The sequence below is a fragment of the Fodinibius salipaludis genome, assembly GCF_002287075.1.
Taxonomy (GTDB): domain Bacteria; phylum Bacteroidota; class Rhodothermia; order Balneolales; family Balneolaceae; genus Fodinibius; species Fodinibius salipaludis.
On record NZ_NSKE01000001.1, the window covers coordinates 72,650 to 95,431 of the forward strand.

Sequence of the window (22,782 nt, forward strand, 5' to 3'; positions counted from 1 at the left end):
TATGTCAAAATCAGAAAAACGATTTTCCAAACAAGCAGATCTATATGCGAAATTTCGCCCTGATTATCCAGATAAGATGTATGAGTTTATTTTTAAGCATCTCAATCAACAAAGAATAGCTTGGGACTGCGCTACAGGATCGGGACAGGTAGCCGGTTATTTGTCTAATCATTTTGATCAGGTTTTTGCCAACGATATCAGCAAAGAGCAACTCAGCTATGCCCCGGAGAAAGCAAATATCACCTACCTGAATACACCTGCTGAACATTCCGGTTTGCCCGATGATACCTTCGACCTCATCACCATAGCACAAGCCATTCACTGGCTCAACTTCGATCAGTTTTATAATGAAGTACGCAGAACTGCTGCCCAAAATGGTCTTCTTGCTGTTATCGGATACGGTATGGTTCGCATATCCGAAAGGGTTAATCCTATTATTGATGAAATGTATGAAACAGCATTCAGCAAATATTTTAACGAAAATCGCAGGTATTTAGACAATCGCTATCAGAACATCCCTTTTCCCTTTGATGAGATTCCCACACCCTCTTTTGAAAAACATTACACTTGGTCATTAGATCAGCTGGAAGGGTACTTCAATTCGTGGTCGGCCATTCAGCGTATCAAAGCCGAAGAGGGGTACAATCCGGCTGATGAAACGATCAATGAACTCGAAAAAGCACTTTCGAACCCCAAAAAATTTGAAGCCACTTTCCCGATTTTTATGCGATTGGGAAAGATAGATTAATCAACCAAGCTATACAGCAGTTCAATCTCCTGTGGCCAGCGTTCGGTATTGGGCGTTTCAAGTATCATCGGGATATCATCAAAGCGTTCATCATTCATCAGCAGCTCAAAACCCTTAAGTCCAATTTTACCTTCTCCAATATTATCGTGGCGATCTACGCGGCTGCCGAGTTCTTTTTGGGAATCATTAAGGTGTATGCCTTTCAAATATTCGAATCCAACCGTTTTTTCAAACGCTTCACACATAGCCTTAAATCCGTCTTCTGTGGATAGATCATATCCGGCCGCAAATGCATGACAGGTATCGATACAAACACCAATCCTGCTTTTGTCTTCAACCCCATCAATAATTCGAGCCAGGTACTCAAACTTATATCCCACGCTGGTGCCCTGTCCCGCCGTATTTTCAATAACGGCCGTTACGCCTTCGGTTTTATTCAAAGCCCAATTCAATGATTCGGCATTCCGATCCAGGCATTCTTCTACATTAATTTTGTTAAGGTGATTCCCAGGATGAAAATTGAGAAGCTTGATTCCTAATTGCTCGCAGCGCTGCATTTCATCCAGAAATGCTTTGCGCGATTTCTCAAGCTTCTTTTGTTCCGGGTGACCGAGGTTAATCAAATAACTGTCATGGGGTATCACTTGGTCCATGGAATACCCATACTTTTCACATTCGGCTTTAAAACCCTCAATATTTTCTCCTGTAAGCGGCGTCCCCTCCCATCGACGTTGATTCTTGGTAAATAAGGCAAAGGCCTTAGCACCTATTTCATGAGCTCGTTTTGGGGTATTTTCAACGCCTCCCGCAGCACTTACATGGGCTCCTACAAATTTCATAACCAATTGAATTGTTGCTTGAGTTTGTTATTACAGAATAGGCGAAGGAAAAGAAAGATTCCTTAAAGAGCAACCCTCAGACTTTAAAAGTACTGTGAATTTGATAATAAACTACTGCTTTATTGCTAATATCAATCCCATAACCATAAAAGATTTCGTTCAATAGCCGCCGTTGATAAAAATGTAGTTCCAGAAATTTTGCTCATACATGCATTAACTATCTTCTATCCCTTTCGGAAAAGCTAATATAAAAGTAGCACCTTCTCCCTTACCCTCACTTACTACGCTTATGTTACCTCCCATTTCAGTCATATAGTTAGCGCATGTATGCAATCCGTATCCATGCCCCTTTTCTTTGGTCGTAAATCCGTGGTTAAATACTTTATTTATCTCATTATCAGGTATACCTTCTCCCGTATCCGACACAGAAAGAAAAACTTTTTCTGTATCCTGCCACGTGCTAATAGTAATTTTTTTCTTTTCGGATGGGAATTCCTCCATGGATTCTTTAGCATTCTTGAACAGATTTATCAAAATATGGATGACTTTACTCTTCTGAACGCTTACACTTTCCGTATCATTAAAATCTTTTTCTATATGGAGACCGTGACGTTCTATACTTCCTGACTGCATCTTTAAGGTATCATTGACAATGTCTTCAAGACGCATCTCTTCATTAATCAATCCCACTTTGGCATAGCTTTGCTGTGAATCAATCACTTCTTTAATCAGCTGCACTTTATCTACCAATCGTGATGTCTGTTCTTTCAACGTGTTATACTCCTTGTCCAAAGATTCTTCCAGCTTTAAATAATATTTGAGCAGACTTTTACCCTTTGGATTATTTAAGATGAATTCCTCAAGGTTGTCTTCATGTTCTTTTAGCAGTTTATTTGCACTTTTAAACTTTTCCAGCTTGGAATTCAAAACGGTCTCCCTAAGAATATCCGTGGATATATTTACGCTATTCAAGACATTACCTACATTATGCAATATTCCTGTTGCCAACTCTGCCATTCCTGCCTTATGGGCCTTCTCAACTAACTCATCTTGGGTGTGATGAAGTTTTTGGATCGTATCGTTTAGCTCTTGGTTTTTATCTTCCAATTCCACCCTTATTTCTGCCAATCGACGAGCCTGCTTGTAGAAAATTCCTGCAGCACCGACAATATATATTACCAGAGCTGCCATTGCCATGAACTCTATATAATGGGGAGCTTCCAACTCTAACCTGAAATTTGTCATAAAACCACCAATTACCGCACCAGCAATAAATAACGGCAAGGCTTTTAACAGTTGTCGATACCCTCCCACCATAGTGTGATTCAGAACTGTAGAAGCCAAAAAGGCGAATGCCATCCACATAAAAAAATGAATATTAGCCATCCAGACCCCAAGGATAAATACATCAAACATCATTGCCCCAATTTCGATGCTTTTTTTATCTGGGGCTAATTTTGATGCCAGTAAAACGAAATGGGGATAAACCAAAAAATACGGAATCATGAAAGCGAAGTACCAATACGACCATCCTCGTTCAAAAACGAGCAATAAAATAACCAGGAAAGAAAATATAAAACCGATTATGCGGGGCACATAGTTGGAACGGGCCAATCGATGAGCTTTGCCTAATTTTATTTCTTTGAAACTAAATAGCATACCATAAAATAAAAGATTAAAGGAGAGTGCTATGGTCCGTTGGGTATCTACTCAAAAGATCTAACTCCTACACAGGCAAAAAAAATAATCCTCTATGCCAAGCATATAGATTAGTGACAGTGTTTCAAAGATTTCTACCTAACTGTAATTGTTTTGTACTTACTTAAATGCCCTTCAGGATTTTTCATTATAGGAATTATTACCATTTGTACTACTTGGGAAAACTAATATAAATGTAGCCCCCCTCCCTTTCCCATTGCTCTCTACTTTTATTTTTCCACCCATACTTTGCATATAATTGGCACAACTGTGAAGACCGAAGCCATGTCCCTCATTCTTAGTCGTAAAGCCCTGGGTAAAAATTTTATCAATATTTTCCTTTTTTATCCCATGACCATTATCGGAAATAGACAAATGCACTTTATTATCTTCCTGCCATGTTTTAATACGGATGACTTTCTCCTCCGGTTCATTTTCTACCATAGCTTCTTTTGCATTTTTAAAAATATTAACCAGAATATGAATCAGCTGTGTCCGATGAGCGGTTATGGCTTCAATTGGTTGCAAATCTTTCTTAATTGTTAATCCATGGCGCTCGATAGAACCGGACTGTAAAGTCAATGCATCATTGACCATTTCATCAAGAGATGCCTGATCCGCTTCAATACTGGCCCCGGCATAACTCTGTTGAGCTGCTATAACCTCACTAATCAAATCAACCTTTTCTGAAAGACGTTGTGATTGTTTAAGCATTTTTTGCTGTTCCTTCTGAATCGGCTCTTCCAGCTTCAAATAATAATTAAGCAACTGCTTGCCTTTTGGGTTCTCCGCAATAAACTCTTCAACCCGATCAATATGCTCCCTTAATAACTCATTAGCCTGTGAGAGCCTTTCCACTTTGGATTGCCTCACGGTATCCTTAATCACTGTAGCAGATGTATTAACACTATTTAATATATTCCCGACATTATGCAACACTCCAGAGGCTATATCGGCCATACCAGCTTTATGCGCCTTTTCAACAAGCTCGTCTTTAGTCTCTTCGAGCTCCTTCAAGGTGCTTTTTAGATCCCTATTTTTCTTGTTTAGCTCATCAGTGCGATCGGCCACCTCTTTTTCAAGTCTTCTGCTATATTCTTTAATACTTCGTACCCGCAAGCGGTAGCCTGTAAATACTAATCCCACGATAAATAATGCTGAGATCAGATAAAACCATGTTGTTTGCCAAAAAGGCGGAGTAATCACAAGGGCCAACGAAGTTCCCTCTTCATTCCAAACCCCATCGTTGTTTGAGGCTTTGACACGAAAGGTGTAAGCCCCAGGAGGCAACTCGGTATACGTAACAAAATTCCGATTCCCGATATAGTTCCACTTTTCATCAAACCCCTCCAGTTTATATGCATATTGATTTTTTTCGGGGATGGTAAAGTTCAGTGCTGCAAATTCAAAAGAAATCACATTATCAGCATAAGAAAGTGTAAGGGTATCGGTATAAGTAATGGATTTATCCAAAAGTTTCCGACGCTCTCCATCTTCTTCAATACTATCCTTGATAGGAACTGATTCATTATATAACTGAAAATCAGTTATTACCACCGGTGGTGGGTTGGGATTACCCGTGAGATCTGAAGGCGAAAATTTATTAAATCCGTTTGTACCGCCCATATAAATTTCTCCTGATGAAGAAGTAAAAGCAGCCCCCGCGTTAAACTCATTGCCCTGCAATCCATCTCTTTTATCAAAATTATTAAAGGTCTTCGTTTCCGAATCCCAAACTGCGAGACCCAGGGTAGTACCCATATAGATATTCCCCCTTTCATCTTCGGTAATCCCCCAAATGATATCATCTGGAAGGCCATCTTTTAAGGATATATGTTTCAATACTTCATGACTTTCTATATCCAATACATTTGCACCCATAATGGTACCAACCCAAAGCCTTCCATTCGCATCCTCTTGAATATCTATAACAATACCTGTGTCAAGACTGTGAGGATTTTCAGAAGTATGAGGAAATTTTTTGAAGGTTTTTGTCTCCGGTTCATATAAGTTTAGTCCATTCTGTGTCCCCACCCATATCTGTCCCCTGCTGTCGATGAAAACATCAGAAACGTATGATGCTCCTAAACTTTCCGTATCATTAGGATCGTGGTTATAATGCACAAAGGTTTCGGTTTCCGGATTAAGCACATTAAGACCACGTCCTCTGGTCCCTATCCAGATATTGCCTGAGGAGTCAATATCAACTCCCCATAATATATTATAACTGATAGAATTTTTATCATCAGGATCATACAAATAACGCTCTGTGCGCTCTGTTTGCGGATCAAACTTGTTAAGTCCGTCTGCGGTGCTTATCCATAAATTTCTGTGACGATCAATTTCGATATTGTAAATACGATTGTTGCTAAGCGAATTGGGGTTATCGGGATCATGATAAAAATGATCAAACTGTTCATTATCCGGATCAAATCTATTTAAGCCCTCATCCGTACCTATCCAGATATTATCATTCTCATCCTCAACGAAATCCCAAATATTGTTGTCACTAATACTGTTTTCATCATCAGGATATGCAGAATAGTGCTTAATACCTTTCTGATGATAGCTAAATTTGCTTATTCCATTAGACTGGGTACCTATCCATAAGGTATTATGCCTGTCTTCGTAAATACTATTAATGCGATTGGACTTTAAGCTTTGATCGTCTTTGGGATCCGCCTTCAGCCGGATAAACTCATCCCGGTCGGGTTGGTATAAATTCAGGCCATTTTGGGTGCCTATCCATAAATTGGATTGACTATCCTGATAAATATCATTTACGTAATCATTACTAAGAGAAGCATGATCATCAACCGTATTTTGATAGATTATAACCTTGGTGCGGTTTTCATTTATACGAAACAAACCGGCTTCGGTACCAACCCATAGGTATCCGTGACCTTCATGAATTGAGGTAACTATTTTCTCATCCAACATTGGTAGTTCGCTACTGACAAATTGTTCTTCTTCCGGATCTAAATAATACAGACCAGCCCCAAAGGATCCGACCCACAAAATGCCTTTTTTGTCCCTGTAAAGTTCCCGAAAATTTTGTTGCTCACCTCTAATTTCCAAACTTTTAAATGTTCCTTTTTGCTTGTTTGTCAACTTATTTAGGCCCTGATCAGTTGCAAGCCATACCGTGCCATCCGAATCACAATGAACGCCATTTACAGAATTATCACTAATACTTTGCGGTCCATCTTTTTCATAAAAAAGCCTGAACTGCTCGGTTCTTATATTGAAAAAGGAAAGCCCATTTACCGTGCTAATCCAAAGATCACTATTTGTATCTATACAAATGTCGGTAACCTGTTTATCACTAAGGCTATTATTATCAATCAAATCACTTCGGTAGACAATCATCTGCCGGCCGTCATAGCGATTCAATCCACCGACGGTGCCAAACCACAAAAAACCTTTATCATCCTGGACAATCGAATTAACAGTTGCTTGGGATAATCCGTCCTCGAGTCCCAGATGGGCAAACTGATAAGAATCAACTTGAGAAAAAGCAGGCAGTGCTGCTATAAAAAAAAGAACTCCCTTTAAGAATAGTACCAAAACATATTTCTTCAATCGCTTCATATATATGCTATAAATTTAGTAGTAGAACATAATTTCATTGATAAAAACCATTGTTTCCAGTGGTTACTGTACCTGTTTGTATATGCAATGAAATCGCAAGAAATCTGTATAGTGAATCTGTCATAAATAAATCAAATGTTACTTTTACGGATGACTCCACACTTAAAAAGTGACAAATGTATCTGTGATATTAACGTTTTATTTACTTAATAAACTAAAATCCATTTCTATTACTTTTTTTATTGTTTTTATCAAATCCTGTTTATCTACTGGCTTTGCAATATAGTCATCCATCCCCGCCTGTAAACATAGTTCCCGATCTTTTTCCATCGCCGAGGCCGTCAGTGCTATAACTGGAATATGCTTGTTCGTCCTCTTTTCCATTGTTCTAATTTTTTTAGTCGCCTCATACCCATCCATTTCGGGCATCTGAACATCCATTAGGATAAGATCGTACTCATTCTGCTCCAGGTATTCTATGGCTTCAGTTCCTGTCTCAACGATATCTATAACAAAGCCTTCCTTTTCCAACATCTTGGTAGTGACCATTTGATTTACTTTATTATCCTCGGCTACAAGAATCCTTAGCGATTTCCCAATAGACTCTACCTGGTTCTCCTCACTTTGGCTATCAGAATCAGTTCTTTTATCAGCGGCGACTTTCTCTAAGGGTACCGTAAAATAAAAACTTGATCCCTTTCCTTCCTCACTCTCTAAACCGACCTCCGCATCCATCAAGTCTGCCAGCTGCCGGCAAATAGCCAATCCTAATCCAGTTCCTCCAAATTTTCTGGTTGTTGAGGAATCCCCTTGAGAAAAAGAGCTGAATATTTGAGATTGTTTTTCTTCAGGAATCCCGATTCCCGTATCGCTTACAGTAAATTTGATAAGTTGTTTGTCTCCATCTGACTCTAAAAGATCCACCTCAAATGAAACATATCCCTCCTCAGTAAATTTCACGGCATTACTACCATAATTTAGGAGTACTTGTCGCAACCGTGTTGGATCTCCTGACATCCTATTGGGAATATTATCATCAATGGAATATTTTATTGACAAGCCTTTCTCATCAGAGGATAATGAGATCATTTCTACAACTTCTTTGACAAGATTCCGAATATTAAAAGGAATATATTCGATTTCCATCTTTCCGGCTTCTACCTTTGAGAAGTTCAGGATATCGTTAATAACTCTTAATAAGGACTCTCCACTCCTTTTTGCCATTCGGGACAGCTCTTTCTGCTCTTCACTTAAATCAGTTTCCAGCAAAAGATCAGTCATCCCTATTACGCCGTTCATCGGGGTGCGTATTTCATGACTCATATTAGCAAGAAAAACACTTTTAGCAGCTGAAGCTTTCTCAGCCTTATCTTTCATTTCCTTATACTTTTCTACTAACTCATTCAACTCACTTGTACGCTCATCCACCTCTTCCTCAAGCTTTTCGGTATAAGAAATAGCTTCCTGCTGTAACTTCCATTTTGTAGTAAGCGTTAATGCTATCTGTTTCAAAGCCGTAGCATCAAAAGGCTTCTTCATAAACAATAGCTTATCGGTATTGCCTAAATTGGAAACGATTTTATCCCACGAGTAATCAGAATAAGCAGTACATATAACTATCTCTGTATAAGGATAATCTTCCCATATCTGTTTTATCGTTTGAATACCGTCTATACCCGGAGGCATCCTAACATCCATAAATATAAGAGCGTAGGGATCTCCTAACTCATAAGCTTCAGACACCATTTCAACAGCTTCCTTCCCCTGATAGGCATGATCAATTTCGTAATCAACCAAATTGTCAGTTTTTTCCTGCTCATTTGGAGAACTACCGAAAAGCTCGTCTTCTATCCCTTTTAGTTCTTCATCTTCTTTACTGACAGAGTTAGATAAAATTGATTCTATATCCTCATGGATAGATTCATTGTCATCTACAAGTAAAATATGATTGTATCCCATGAAACCTCATCCCGTTGTTACTGTAATATTAACCTAAATTTAGCCGCTCTGCTTTGGATTATTCCGTACTGATATAATATATGCCTATTAATATTTATTAAAAATTTTTAATAAATATGTTTAGATAGAGAAACCCAATGTTATTATCAGTGTTTATTTGATCATGATATGATTAAACCCTCCTCAGATCTGCCTGATAACATCCAATCATAATACATTAGTTATGTTATCAGATGAAAATTAACAGCTAATACGAACCGTCATAAAAACCTACCAAGTACTTTTTAATACATTTCTCTCTTTTGATGCTACGCTTCTGAGAATAGTTTCATCCTGTACTACAAAATGCTACATGCTATTCCTCTTTTCTCCTACAGACAAAAATTCCATAAACTATTATGTTATTCATAGATGAAAAACTGTGAGAGAGTTTGACATTCTGAAACTGCACAACCTTATGAATGCTTCGGCATAATATTAGGGTAAGTCTAAAATAATGACCGTGGACTTCTTCTTGAAAATTGGCCTTAATTGGTATTTCAAAGTTGTGTGCGGCGGTCTAATATTCATCGGTATATCAATACCGGTGGTGAAGCCAGCAGTTGAGGGTGCTTTGAGAAATCGAGGCTGAGATTACACCCCAATACTTACTTCGGTAATACGAAATAAGGAAACTGTTGGCTTTTTTATTTTTGCAGAACTTCCAGATCCGGTCCATACCCCTTCCACAGTTGTCCCACCAGAAGTGGAATTACACTCATGATAAAAACCACCCCCCAACCGGTTACCGTAGGTGGCGTAACTTTTAACACATCACTTATCACCGGCACATAAACAGCTACAAACAGTAAGCCGGTACATAGCAGCAGCGCGGCCCAGATATAGTTATTTGTTGTTATGGTGTTATTCCAAAACCCAGAATCACTGCTTCGCATATTAAATACATGCCACAACTGGGCAAAAGCAAGTGTTAAAAATGACAACGTAACGGCCTTATCAGCCGATAGAAGCAGGTACTCCATCCCAATAAAAAGTGAGCCGAGAACCGATAGCGTAATAATAAACGCATAACCAGCTATTCCTATCCATTCGCTACGGCCCAAGATAGGCTGTTCGGGACTGCGTGGCGACTTTTGCATAATTCCCGCTTCCCCTTCACCAACGCCCAGTGCCAAGGCCGGAAAAACATCGGTAACTAAATTCAAAAAGAGAATCTGCAGCGGTAAGATGGGTAACGCAGTGCCAATAATAGTCGCCATAGCCACCACCATAACCTCGCTTACATTGCACGACATCAGGTAGTAAATGAACCGCCGGATATTATTGAAAATTACGCGTCCCTGCTCTATTGCACTCACAATGGTAGAAAAAGCATCATCCAATAGCACCATATCCGAGGCCTCTTGTGCTACTTGAGTTCCCCGCTGCCCCATAGCAATACCAATATCAGCCTTTTTAAGAGCCGGAGCATCATTCACCCCATCGCCCGTCATCGCTACAATCTGACCTTTCTTTTGAAAGAGCTCGATAAGATCCAGTTTTTGACTGGGACTTACACGTGAAAAGACCGAGGTGTGATAGATCTCATTTGTCTCCGGGCTGTCCATTTCCAATCCTGCAATATCCGGTAAATCCCGACCATGTATGGCTTCCCGATTGTTCAGATCAATACCCACGGATTCAGCAATTGATTCAGCAGTTGCCTTTTGGTCGCCTGTTATCATAACCACTCGAATACCTGCTTGCTGACATCGAAAAATTGCAGGTTTCACGTCACTACGGGGTGGATCGCTCAGTGCCACAAGCCCTATCAGTGTTAACTCTTCGTAGGGATTCCCTTCGATCGTATCCACTGTTTTAACAGCAAACGCCAGCATGCGTAACCCCTCTCGTCCCAGCTCCAGGTTCAGTTCCTCCCATTGTTCGCGGTCCTTTTTTTGCAACGGTTGAACTTCTCCATCTACCATTACTGAACTGCAGACATCCAATACTGCCCCCGGTGCCCCTTTAACGCTAACCCGATACTCACCGTCCTTCTTTTTATTCCAGGTAGCCATCATCTTTACATCTGCGTCAAAGGCTTCCTCTCGAATTTCCGGATATTTAGATGGGAGCTCGTCAATAACTAATCCAGCCTTTTTAGCCGCTTCTAATAAGGCAATTTCCAATGGATCGCCTGTTCCGCCTTTTTCTTGATGATACAGCGATGCGTTATTACAGAGAACGCCGACTTCCAGAGCCAATCTAAGATCACTGTTATCTGACATCTTATGCTCAGACAAAGAAATGTCTCGATCCCCTGACAAATAAAAGCCGGTGACTGTCATTTTGTTTTCTGTCAACGTTCCGGTTTTATCCGTGCAAATAATACCGGTAGCCCCTAATGTTTCAACGGATGAGAGTCGGTTGACCAGTGCATTTTTTCTGGCCATTAACCGAATCCCTTTCGCCAGGGCAATAGTGGCTACAATAGGCAACCCTTCCGGTATTGCCGCTACCGCCAGCGCAATGCCTGTTTCGACCATCAGAAATAACTCTTTCCCTGCCCAGATCCCTGATCCTACCACAAATAGAGCTATTATTAGCGTTATTGTAATTAAGCGATAGCCAAGTTTATCGAGTCGTTCTTCGAGCGGTGTCTGCTCTTGGTCCGCTTCTTCTACCAGCGATGAAATCGCTCCCAGTTCGGTATCTAATCCCGTTGAAACAACCACGGCCTCTCCCGATCCGCGCGTCACGGCAGTTCCTTTATAAAGCATATTATCCCGTCCAGCCAATACCGTATCTTCTGCAACCGCATCTCCCTGTTTGGAGACCGGTAAACTTTCTCCCGTCAACGCTGACTCATCAGATTGCAGCTTGGATTGTTTAATGATGCGTAAATCAGCAGTAATAATATCACCGCCTTCGATTATAACCACGTCTCCGGGCACCAATTCTTCGGCATCAATTTCAATGATTTTGCCTGCACGACGGACTCTTGTGCTCACTTTTCCCAGTTTAAAAAGAGCTTCCATTGAACGAACGGCGCGCAGTTCGGTAAAAAATCCGATGACGGTATTAATTACAATTACGGCCACAATAGCCCAGCCGTCCACATATTCTCCCAACCAAAATGCAAAGAGTGCTGCAGTAGCCAAAAGTACAATGATGATACTTTTAAGCTGATTGATGAGGATCTCTACGATACCCCGCTTCTTATGCTTGCGAAGCTGGTTTGGGCCAAATTTTTGTTGGCGCTGCCTAACTTGTTTTGATGACAGTCCGTGTTTCGAATCAACCTCTAAGACGCCAAGAACATCTGCAATATCAAGCGCCCAAGGTTGTTTATCAAAGAAAGGATTGGTTTCTACCGGCCTGTCCATAGATGAATAAAATCATATTTTGCATGAAGCATCTATGGACAATCTAAAATAAATATTTGGTATTTATTGCATCTTTTTCGCGGCTAATATATTCGATATCACTACCAAGCTTGGAATATTTAATTAATTGATTCGTAATATCTTGCGGAGTGCAATATGTTTTTGTTATTCCTTTTGAAATAGTTGACAAAGGAAGATCAGGAATAATAGAAGACCGGGGATCCTGAACGATAACTTGTCCGGAGTGATTTTTAATTTCTTCAGCCCCACTTAATCCATCACTCCCACAACCGCTTAGCAATACTCCAAGAACCTTATTGCCACTTACTTTAGCTGCAGAACGAAATAATACATCAATAGATGGACGCATATTATTTTCTCGGGGACCGCGACATATCGAAGCCTCAATAGTTGAAGCAGACTTGGAAATTTCACACTGATATCCACCGGTTGCAATATATGCAGTACCGGCCTCCAAGGGTTCGCCGTTCTCTACTTCTTTGACAGATATTTTGCAAACTGAATCTAAAGAAGTAGCCAAATACTCAGTATACGTCCGTGGAAGATGTTGAACAATAACCAAAGGTATTGCCAAATCTTTGGGCAATTTACTCAATATTGAAAATAGTGTCAGCACTCCTCCGGTACATCCACCTATTACGGCAACTTCAATTGGCTGTGGCTCTTTAACTTCGGCACTAAAATCCCCAAAACTTTTCTGCGGCTGGGTTAACGACTCGAGCATCATATCATCTATATTCTGATGCTTTTTCATTTTGTAAACGGCCTTAAGTAAAGGCTCCAATCGTTTTTTAAGATGCCGTTCTGCAAATAGAATCAGATTATTTGATTCCGGTTTGGTTACAAAGTCAATGGCCCCCAGTCGTAGCGCTGTTATTGCCGCTTTTGCTCCACCTTCGTTGCGGGGACTTATGACAATTACCGGCAAGTTGCTGAATGAAGTCTGTACTTTCTGCAATATATCTAACCCTTCGCCCTCAATATCATCGATGCTCAACAGAACAATATCGGGTGCTACGTTACGAATAACTGTTTCTACCGTATCAAACGCGTCATTCAACCAAAACATACGGTACTCTTCACGCTGTTCAAGAATGGTTGTTATTGCTCTTCTGACAAGAATATTTTTATCGATGATTAATACATTTACGATATCCATAATAATTTTATTTCTGGGGTAATCATTTTAAAATACCTTGAAATAAATGTATGAAATTGTTTAGCGGATAGATGTACGTACTACTATATAATAGTTGTAAGAATTTCCACCATATAAACAATCCAAAAAAATATCTATTCCTCTATAATGATGCTTAAATGATAATCTCCTGAAGTATTCGGAATTGAACATGTCACGACGTCATTTTTTGAAGAAACCGGCGACCCATTCAACAAGGCAGTAATTGTTCCCTTGGATAATTTATTGGGATTCAATATTTCGATATGCAACTCAACATCATGTCCTTTATTACTAATCCAACACTCGTACTTTTTCCACGAGGAAATAACAGTGGGCTTAATCTCAATGTTAATTCCATCAACAAAAGTTATACCTAAAATGGATTCCAGTATCACGCGATACATCCATCCCGCCGAGCCGGTATACCAGGTCCAACCTCCCATTCCCACTAACGGATGTTCTCCATAGATATCAGCCGCAACAGCATAAGGCTCAACTTGATAACACTCTACATCTATATTATTTAAAGCATGATTGACAGGCAAAAGCATCTTCATATATGAGATAGCCTTTTCGACTTGTCCTGCTTCTGCAAATGCTTTGACCAACCACAACGCGGCATGAGTATATTGACCTCCATTTTCGCGAATGCCCGGGATATACCCTTTGATGTAACCGGGATTTTTCTCGGTTTGGTCAAAAGCCGGTGTCAGTAATTTTATTATACCATCCTGCTTCGATACCAAATGCTGTTCGGCAGCAAATAGTGCTTTTTCTGTTTTAGCAGGTGTTCCGGCTCCGGAAATAACCGACCATGCCTGGGCAATTGCATCTATGCGACACTCATCATTTTGGGATGACCCCAGTGGGGTGCCGTCATCATAATAAGCCCGCCGGTACCATTCTCCGTCCCATCCCTCCTCATTGAGATGTTTTTCCAGATCTTCTTTATAGGTGCTGTATCTATCCAGTCTCTCCTTGTCATTGTAAGTCTTAACAATCGGAATAAAATCGTTCAAGATAGTGTAAAGGAAAAATCCCAGCCAGATGCTTTCGCCCTTACCATCAACACCTACTTTATTCATGCCGTCATTCCAGTCCCCGCCACCAATTAAAGGCAACCCATGTGCTCCCTTTGTTAACGAGCGGTCAATAGCCCGACAGCAGTGCTCGTATAAGGATCCCTGTTGATCTGATACCTCCGGCTGCAAGTAAACCTCATGCTCTCCTTCATACAATTGACGCGCCTTTAAAAAAGCAACCTGTTCATCCAAAATAGCATTGTCGCCTGAATTTTTAATATAAAAAGCCGTTGTATAGGGCAGCCAAAGCAGATCATCGGTAATGATTGATCGAATACCCCGATCGGTCGGTGGATGCCACCAATGCAGTACATCTCCCTCCTCAAACTGATGAGCAGCATGCAATAGAATTTGTTTGCGGGTTAGCTTGGGATCCAAATAGCAAGCGGCCGTAGCATCCTGCAGCTGATCCCGAAATCCAAATGCCCCACCTGCTTGATAAAAACCGGTACGTCCCCACATTCGGCAGGCTATATTCTGATATTGCAGCCAGCCATTCATTAACACGTTTAATTCCGGTTCCGGAGTCTTAACTTGGATGCCACCGAGTTTCTCGCGCCAAAAAGTCTTGACCTCCCTAAGTGATTGTTCTATAGTTTCAATATCCTGATATTTGCTGATCAGCGTTACCCCCTCCTCATGATGCTGTACTTCTCCCAAATAAAAATAAATATCGGCAGTTTCGCCCGATTTTAGTTCCAGAGAAAACTGATGGGCCGCACATGATTCAAACCTCATCCCAAAACGTCCATTTAAGGCCATATCCCTTCTAACCGCTTTTGGATTTTGTAAATTTCGATTACGTCCAATAAATGCTTGTCGATCGGAGGAATAAGAAACCGAGTAGATATCATGCTCCGTTGTAAAGCCGGAGAATGCTACTCGTCCCGCAAATTCATTGTTGTAATGGTTGCGCGCAAAGATGGTTTGCATCTTTTCATCAATGGAGGTTATAATCTCACGGGTCGCATGCTCTCTGAATACCCCCAGAACCAAATCTTTATACTCTAACAACGTCAACTTTTTATCCATCAACCCTTCATTTGATAGCCTAAGTTTTACAAACTTAATTGGGTCGTCTTTGTCCACCCACGTACTTACCTCCTGCTCTATATTCATGGTTGTACTTCGATAGGTTGAATATCCGTGCCCATGCCTGACTTCATAATTAGTACTACCCGGTACCGGCTGTGGCATAGGCGACCAAAATAGTTTTTCGTCTTCATCCCGTATATAAATAGCCTCCCCGGATGGATCCAACACCGCATCATTAGACCAAGGAGTAAGCTTATTCTCTCGACTATTTTTACTCCAGGTGTATGCAGATCCCTTTTCGGTTGTCAAAAAACCAAAATGCGGATTGGCTATAACATTGATCCACGGCGCCGGTGGAAAGAGCAACTCTTTGGTATCCGGATCGGTCCGGAGGGTGATAATATACTCACGGCCGTTGGTAGAAAAACCACCGTAACTGTTATAAAACAATAAACCATCACCAATATCACTGGACTCATTCCCAGCCCCAACATGTTCAACCGGTTTGTATATTGATTTAAATTTTTCAGTTATTTCTATCTGATTCTGCTCTTTCAACTGCGTAAGATCGGGCAGTTTTCCTGTAAGGACTACATGAGCTACGGTATTAATAAGGATGTTATCTTCTCGGCTCAACTCATCACTTCGGAGGATAAAAACTCCACCTTTTTCTTGCTGCGTATGACGTTCAGTGGTTTGCTGTAACTGCTGTTGGATTAATTCCTGGAGTTCATTGACATACGATGGCGGATGATCGTTCATAAAAAATAAATCAACTTTCAAGCCACGTTGACGCCAAAAATGATGAGCTTTTAGTAGTAGTGTTACCTCCCGCATAAACTTTTTATCATCAATATGATATACTAAAATGGGTGCATCACCGGAAATTCCATGAGCCCAAAGACCCGACTGTGTTTTTCTGTTTTGCGTTAATGTATTTTCCTTAGCTCGCAAGGCTTCGCAATTATACACAAGATACCCCGTGAGATGCTGAATATACTGGGCTTGTTCACCGCTTAGTCCTACATGTTCCAACTCTACATTGCCATAGATAGAAGCAAGTTCAAAAACACGATCCGTAGCGTAGATATTATCATATTGATCCCCCATAGCCACCGCTTCATCACGGTTGGCAACCCTTCCTAATCCAAAGGTAATATTCTTTTTCTCCCCTGGATCAAGTGTTATTACCCTTCGAATACTCACAATAGGATCTTTCACATTACCAACCGAGCCGCTGAGTCTTTCTCCTTTATCCAAAACCCGAGGATTCTGCATGGAGCGGTTTCGCCCAATAAATTGACCACGATCTGTTTCAATCTGAAGCTCCTCGGAAAAACTGTCCGCATCTTCACTGGCGATAGTATGTACCAGCCAAATGGGATCCTCATCTTCTGCTCGCGGACGTCGTTTTGCCAATATTGAATGATGTTCTTGCAGGTATTCTGTTTGAACAAATAAATTTGAAAATGCTGGATGGGCCCGGTCGGCCTGTTGGGTATTTAAAACGACTTCAGCGTAACTGGTAATTTCAATCTGGCGTTTACGTTCCGAATAGTTTGTCAACGTTATTTTTCGCAGCTCTATGTTGTCTTCGGGCGAAACACAGACCTCCAAAAATGTTTCAATCCAGTCATCTACACGAGCAATCTGCACTTTCCCTGCATGAAACCATGTATCATATCGGTCAGCCTGGCGTTTAACCGGTTGATGCCCGGCCGACCAGTAATTACCACTTTCCAAATCTCGAATATAGAAAAACATGCCATAGTGATCGGTTACTACATCCGGTTGCCATCGGGTAAGCATGACATCATTGGTATAAGAGTAGCCCGTTCCCGAATGGGTTATCAACGTCGAATAACCTCCATTGGAAAGAACATGTGTTCGGGGCGGAGTATTATCCAGATCCTCTATACTGGCATGATCCACTACATTTTTAGCGCGCTCCTCTTCGGCCGGTTCAAGCTCCACATCAATAGGACGTGGCTCCTTAATGGGAATTCCTCGTGGAATTCGTTCTTGTAAAAGCAGCTCACAGGAACGAACCAAGGGGTGATCATGGAATAATTGTTGCACGCGGTTATTATCCAATACATTTAAGAGAGCCAATAGACTCATACCCTGGTGATGAGCCATATACATTTTCACTACGGCATTGTTATCATCCCCAGAAAGGTGACGAGGCGTATAGTCCAAAGCTTCATAAAAACCATTTGCCCCATAAACGCCCTCATCTCGCAATTTTCGAAGGTTTTTAAGCGCTTGTTTAGGATCCACCATCAGCGCGAGCATGCCAGCGTAAGGTGCCACCACATAATCCTCAGCCAATCCCCGGCGTAACCCAAGCCCCGGCACACCAAATGCGCGGTATTGGTAATGCAATTCCAAGTTACGCACGTTATATCCGCTTTCCGAAAATCCCCAGGGCTTATTCCGCAAAGAACCATAATTCCGCTGCCAAAGAACCACATTTTCGTAGGTGTTACTGAGCAGCGTATTTTCAAATTGGGACATAAACAGCAGCGGCATCAAATATTCAAACATGGTACCGCCCCAGGAAAGCAGAATTTCGTTGCGTTCAATACTTGTCAGTCTTCGACTTAGCCGAAACCAGTGTTTGGGTGGTACTTCGCCCTTTGCTATCGCAATAAACGATGCCAGACGGGCCTCACTGGCCAACAGATCATAATAACTATTATCCTGATGGGCCCGATCTACATTATAACCAATACTAAATAACTCACGGTCGGAATCATACACCAGCGAAAAGTCCATCTCTTCCACCATCTCCCGACAAGTACGGCTCAATTTGGAAGCCCTTAAAAGGAGATTAGCATACACACTGGTATTAAGCGTGTCTTTGTTAATTGATGCTTTGCTATTTACGGCCCCGAACTTCTCGATTTCATCCAGTTGGCCCTCGATCTGAATCAACGGACGTTGAAGCCAATCGCTCCATTCATGATTAAGCAGATCTTCCAATGAATATTCTAAGATGCCGGCTGAAAGTTGATCAAGCTTTTTAGCATCCTCACGTAACGCTATCAAGCTCTCCTTCCAAGTTTCGATGGATTCGGGAGCACTATCGGGAATTTCGTCGTTCATTCTCTTTGTAATAGCAATCACTTCATCTGCAACTCCTTTGTAATTGCCACTTTGCTTAAGCTCAGAAAACAGATCCTGCAAAACCTGTATAGTATCGTGTAAACCGACCCAAAACGCTGGATTTGGCCAAGTCCGTTTATCAAGTTGATGCAATGCCTGTTCAACGACCAACAGTGCTGCCGCCAAATTTCCCGAATCAACGGTGGATACATATTTGGGATTCAATACGTCTCCTAATCTCGTACTGTACCAGTTATAGAAATGTCCGCGATACCGATCGAGCTCCCCCATTGAGGTAAGCATTTTATCAAGAAGGTTAACCATTTCGGTTAGTGTTAGATAACCCATCTCAAAAGCCGAATAGACCGCTGTAAGTGCAAGCCCCATATTTGTCGGGGATGTACGTCCAACCGCCCCGATGTAGGGTTCTTCCTGCACGTTATCGGGAGGCAGCCAAGAGTGTTCTTCATTAACATATTGCTCAAAGAAATGCCATGTTCTGCGAGCATATTGCCGTAACTCTTGGTACTGTTTGGATGATAATACTCGCTTTTCAGTTTTAAGGGGACGACTCAAAAAGTACGTCACATAGGGCGCCAAAAACCAACCCAAACATATAGGAACGGCAATAAATAAAACGGAGGTGCTGAATATACTTACCAATGCTAAACAAAGCCCTCCCCATATAATATTCGGGGTCATCTTTAGCCAATAATCCCATTGTGATCCATCAGCATGTTCTTTCTCAACCTGTGTGGCGGTAGTCCATTCCAATAAATGGTTTTGAGTTTTAAACAGACGATAAAGTGTTCTTAAAATGGCATCCAGCGAAATAAAAGCCTGATGTGGGAGGTTTAAAAAGCTTGTTACCGCCTGAATGGTATTTACCTTAATATCAACACGAACGGTATCCAGATACAGGCGCCATCCTACCCGTTGTGGACGGCGAAAAATATCGGTTGAGAAACTGGAGTAAATAGGAAAGGCCACAATGCCAAAAACGGCGGCGGTCCATATCAACGCAGAACCGGGCAGAAAAATCCATCCGGCTAATAAAAAAAGTAACAATGCCACAGGATTTAGGGATCGGCGCAGATTATCAAATATTTTCCATCTTGATATACTGTTTATCGGGTTGTGTTCCTTTTTATTATCCCCTTTGGGCACCCTTCCAAACAACCAAAATAAAATTTGCCAATCGCCCCGGATCCACCGGTGTAGCCGCTTTGAAAAACTTAAATAGGTTGTGGGATAGTCATCAAAAAGTTCAATATCAGTCAATAAAGCCGCTCGCAGATATGTACTCTCCAACAAGTCATGCGATAAGATGCGATTCTCCGGAAAACGATCGCCAAGTACCTCTTCAAAAACATCCAGATCGTAAAGCCCCTTGCCGGTAAAAACCCCTTCACCAAAAACATCTTGATAGATATCAGAGACAGCAGTGGTATAGGGATCAAGGCCAACATTGCCAGAGTATATTTTAGTAAACATGGTTTTGTTGGCCGATTTGGGCGGGATGGAAATACGAGGCTGAAATATTCCGTATCCCTTAGTTACAATCTTTTTATCGGGATCTATTTCTGCTCGATTAAGTGGGTGGGCAGCAGTACCAATCAGCATTTGAGCACTACCCGGAGGCAGCTTCGTATCGGCATCGAGCGTAATTACATATTTAACCGGGAATTTTTGTGTTGATATTAAAAAGTCTTTCGGTTTTTCGATGAAGCTCGTTTGGGCATCCTTATTTTTTATAAGTCGATTAAATTCTTCGATTTTACCGCGCTTACGTTCCCAGCCCATCCACTTCTGCTCTGAATCATTCCATAAACGCTTTCGGTGGAAAAACAGGAACTTATGACCATATTTACTATGATACTGCAGGTTCAATCGATTAATCTGCTGACGTGCGGTTTTTAAAATGGCTTCATCCTTCTCTCTTGTCTCAGATTTGGCATCAAGAAAATCCGAAATAATAGCAAACTGGAGTGATTCGTTGGCATTAGCCAAGGCACGAATTTCGAGTAGCTCAAACTGCGCTTCCACATCAGCAGGTGATGAAAACATGGTTGGCACAATTACTACAGTTCGATACTGATCGGGAATATCTTCTTTGAATTCAAGTTTTGGCAAAATGCGGGGCGGAATTAGAAAAGACAACAATCGATTGGCAGAAACAATGGATAAATCGAAAGCTGGCAGCCAGGATATAACCAACGTGAGAATAATCATCCAGATTTCGCGAGCCAACAAATTGGTGACAAGTCCAATAGTGCCAAGTAAAACAATAAAATGGATCCCGATGAAGGAGTAATAAATTGCGGGATACTCTTCTGCCAGCTGGCGCAAGCGTTCATCAATAGGTTTTTGATAGGAGAGTTTTTGACACAAATCGGCATAACCATCATCAATAAGATAGTAGCCGATATGCATTTTTTTACTTCGCTGTTTCGTACCGTTCTGGGCAGCACTTTCAGCCATCATCAGCGCTCGTTCAGCCACCTTCTGTTCGCTGAAAGTTGAGTGGGAGCTGATCTTTTCTACTATTTTACGGTACCGATCGCGCGTGCTAAAATCCATGCGAGGATATATGTCGGCGGGATCAAGTCGTAGGATACGTTCGACAATAGAACAGCTCTCTACAAAAACGGACCAGTCGGTTTCTGAAACTTCGCGTAAAGATGATATGGCATTTTGAATACTTAAGTGCAGCCGAGAGGTCTGCTGGATTCGGCCCCGGAGCTGCTCCTCAAGATTAGTTTCCCAGCGTGAAAGTTTATAATCGAACCAGCGGCGTTCATTTTCGGTAAACATACCGCGCGACTGCAGACGCTGGGCTAAAATCACTAAATAGCGTATGGAGTCAGGCTGCTCATCAACAATTTCGGATAATTTACGTAACAAAAATCCAGGTTCCTCGATATTATCCGATATTTGATCGCTTAACACTGCATCAATGTCATCCTGAATTTTGCGATCTCGGAGAAGCTTTTTACTTCGCTCGGCCAACCGCACTATCAAAGTTAACCTATTCATAAGCGGTACCGACCACATCTCGGCCAGATTTAGAATATCTACTTCCTGGTAAGCCCGAATAGCAATGGTGGTATTCTTCTGATCAATGATATTATCACTAATTGATGCCAGCAGCTGTATAATCTCATATGTTCTTGGATACCCTTTAAATTCGCCTTGAGTCAATCGAGGCAATTTTTCGTAATACGACTTAGGTAAATCCGCCTGCAGCTGTACAATCTGCTCCTGGATAATATAAAAGTTGTCAATCAACCATTCCCCTGCCGAACTCAATTCCTGATTGAGCTTTGCCGCCCGCGCCAATACTTTATAGGTTTTAGTGAGGGTCTTTTTGGCCGTCAGTAATGTTTCACCAATAGATTGTATGGGGCCAGTATCACGCGTAATCTGTTGCAATTCAGCGAGTTGACGTATCTCTTCTTTCAGATATTGCTTATTAAAATGGACCTGTGTTTCTGTAGCCATAGGCGGGGGTAATTAATACAGACAGTCTATACTAAAATACATGTGGTCTTGTTCACACTTTTAATAACTGTTCCCGGTTGCAATTCTCCGTTAACGAATATCGATGATACTTTTCTCCCCGTCACGGCGAATCACCATCATTCCGGTAAGCCAGCCGTTATCCTCTTCATTTACGTATATCTCTTGGGGATGCGAGATAAGGTGATCCAATTTATCAATCTGTATTTCAAGAATATCACTTTTGGGGTCATAAGCGATGCCCTTTAAAGGCGTCCATGTAATTTCATTTTGTACTCCTATATCCTCTGAAAGCACTTGAATCTCAATATACTCCGGCTGTTCATCTTTCAGATATCTAATAGAAAAAGAGTCGAAATACTTTTGCCACTCTTGCTTGCTTATTTTCTTGGATTCCATAACGCCCCTCTGTACTAATGTGTTCAAAGAATTGAATTATAGATAGGTATAAAAAAACGACGATTATTACCTACAGGTAATACCCCACTTCACTGTCAGTTTTTTCACTACAAAGGACTGGTCGCTTGCTTATAATTTAATCTCTGTTACGGTTGGATTAGCAAAAGGGTTGAACTTGTGTTTTAAGAAATGCATAAGCCAAATTCGAAAAGCCAGATAAAATGCTTGTCAATAATAA

General features: G+C 41.3%; 9 protein-coding genes. 1 reads left to right on the forward strand and 8 read right to left on the reverse strand.

All coding sequences use genetic code 11. The annotated features are described in order from the left end of the window. Position 1: 1 nt before the first annotated feature. Positions 2-748 (forward strand): class I SAM-dependent methyltransferase, encoded by a 747-nt coding sequence (locus CK503_RS00380; RefSeq protein WP_095604803.1) that lies wholly within the window; start codon positions 2-4, stop codon positions 746-748. On the opposite strand, the gene nfo is transcribed toward CK503_RS00380, so the two are convergent. The 8 genes from nfo to CK503_RS00420 all read right to left on the reverse strand — a co-directional run bounded on the left by nfo (position 745) and on the right by CK503_RS00420 (position 22,544). Then, the gene (nfo, locus tag CK503_RS00385) at positions 745-1,587 is read right to left on the reverse strand and encodes a deoxyribonuclease IV (protein ID WP_095604804.1); all 843 of its coding nucleotides are present in this window, start codon (positions 1,585-1,587) and stop codon (positions 745-747) included. The genes CK503_RS00380 and nfo overlap by 4 nt on opposite strands. Before the next feature lie 213 nt (positions 1,588-1,800). Then, on the reverse strand, positions 1,801-3,246 hold the full coding sequence (locus CK503_RS00390) for an ATP-binding protein (protein ID WP_095604805.1): 1,446 nt from the start codon (positions 3,244-3,246) through the stop codon (positions 1,801-1,803). Positions 3,247-3,420: 174 nt separating this feature from the next. Then, entirely contained in the window at positions 3,421-6,876 is a 3,456-nt protein-coding gene (locus CK503_RS00395) for a two-component regulator propeller domain-containing protein (RefSeq protein ID WP_095604806.1), read from the reverse strand. 198 nt (positions 6,877-7,074) lie between these two features. Then, positions 7,075-8,835 (reverse strand): response regulator, encoded by a 1,761-nt coding sequence (locus tag CK503_RS00400; RefSeq protein ID WP_095604807.1) that lies wholly within the window; start codon positions 8,833-8,835, stop codon positions 7,075-7,077. Between the two features lie 686 nt (positions 8,836-9,521). After that, on the reverse strand, positions 9,522-12,200 hold the full coding sequence (locus CK503_RS00405) for a cation-translocating P-type ATPase (protein WP_095604808.1): 2,679 nt from the start codon (positions 12,198-12,200) through the stop codon (positions 9,522-9,524). Positions 12,201-12,243: 43 nt separating this feature from the next. Next, positions 12,244-13,380 carry a chemotaxis protein CheB gene (locus tag CK503_RS00410; protein ID WP_095604809.1) on the reverse strand — a complete coding sequence of 379 codons (1,137 nt, stop codon included), beginning with the start codon at positions 13,378-13,380 and terminating at the stop codon, positions 12,244-12,246. Between the two features lie 134 nt (positions 13,381-13,514). After that, positions 13,515-22,127, reverse strand: a complete 8,613-nt coding sequence (locus tag CK503_RS00415) for a GH36-type glycosyl hydrolase domain-containing protein (RefSeq protein ID WP_095604810.1) — start codon at positions 22,125-22,127, stop codon at positions 13,515-13,517. A gap of 90 nt (positions 22,128-22,217) precedes the next feature. Then, positions 22,218-22,544: a DUF5335 family protein gene (locus tag CK503_RS00420; protein ID WP_095604811.1), complete on the reverse strand. Its 327-nt coding sequence runs from the start codon at positions 22,542-22,544 to the stop codon at positions 22,218-22,220. Positions 22,545-22,782: the final 238 nt, after the last annotated feature.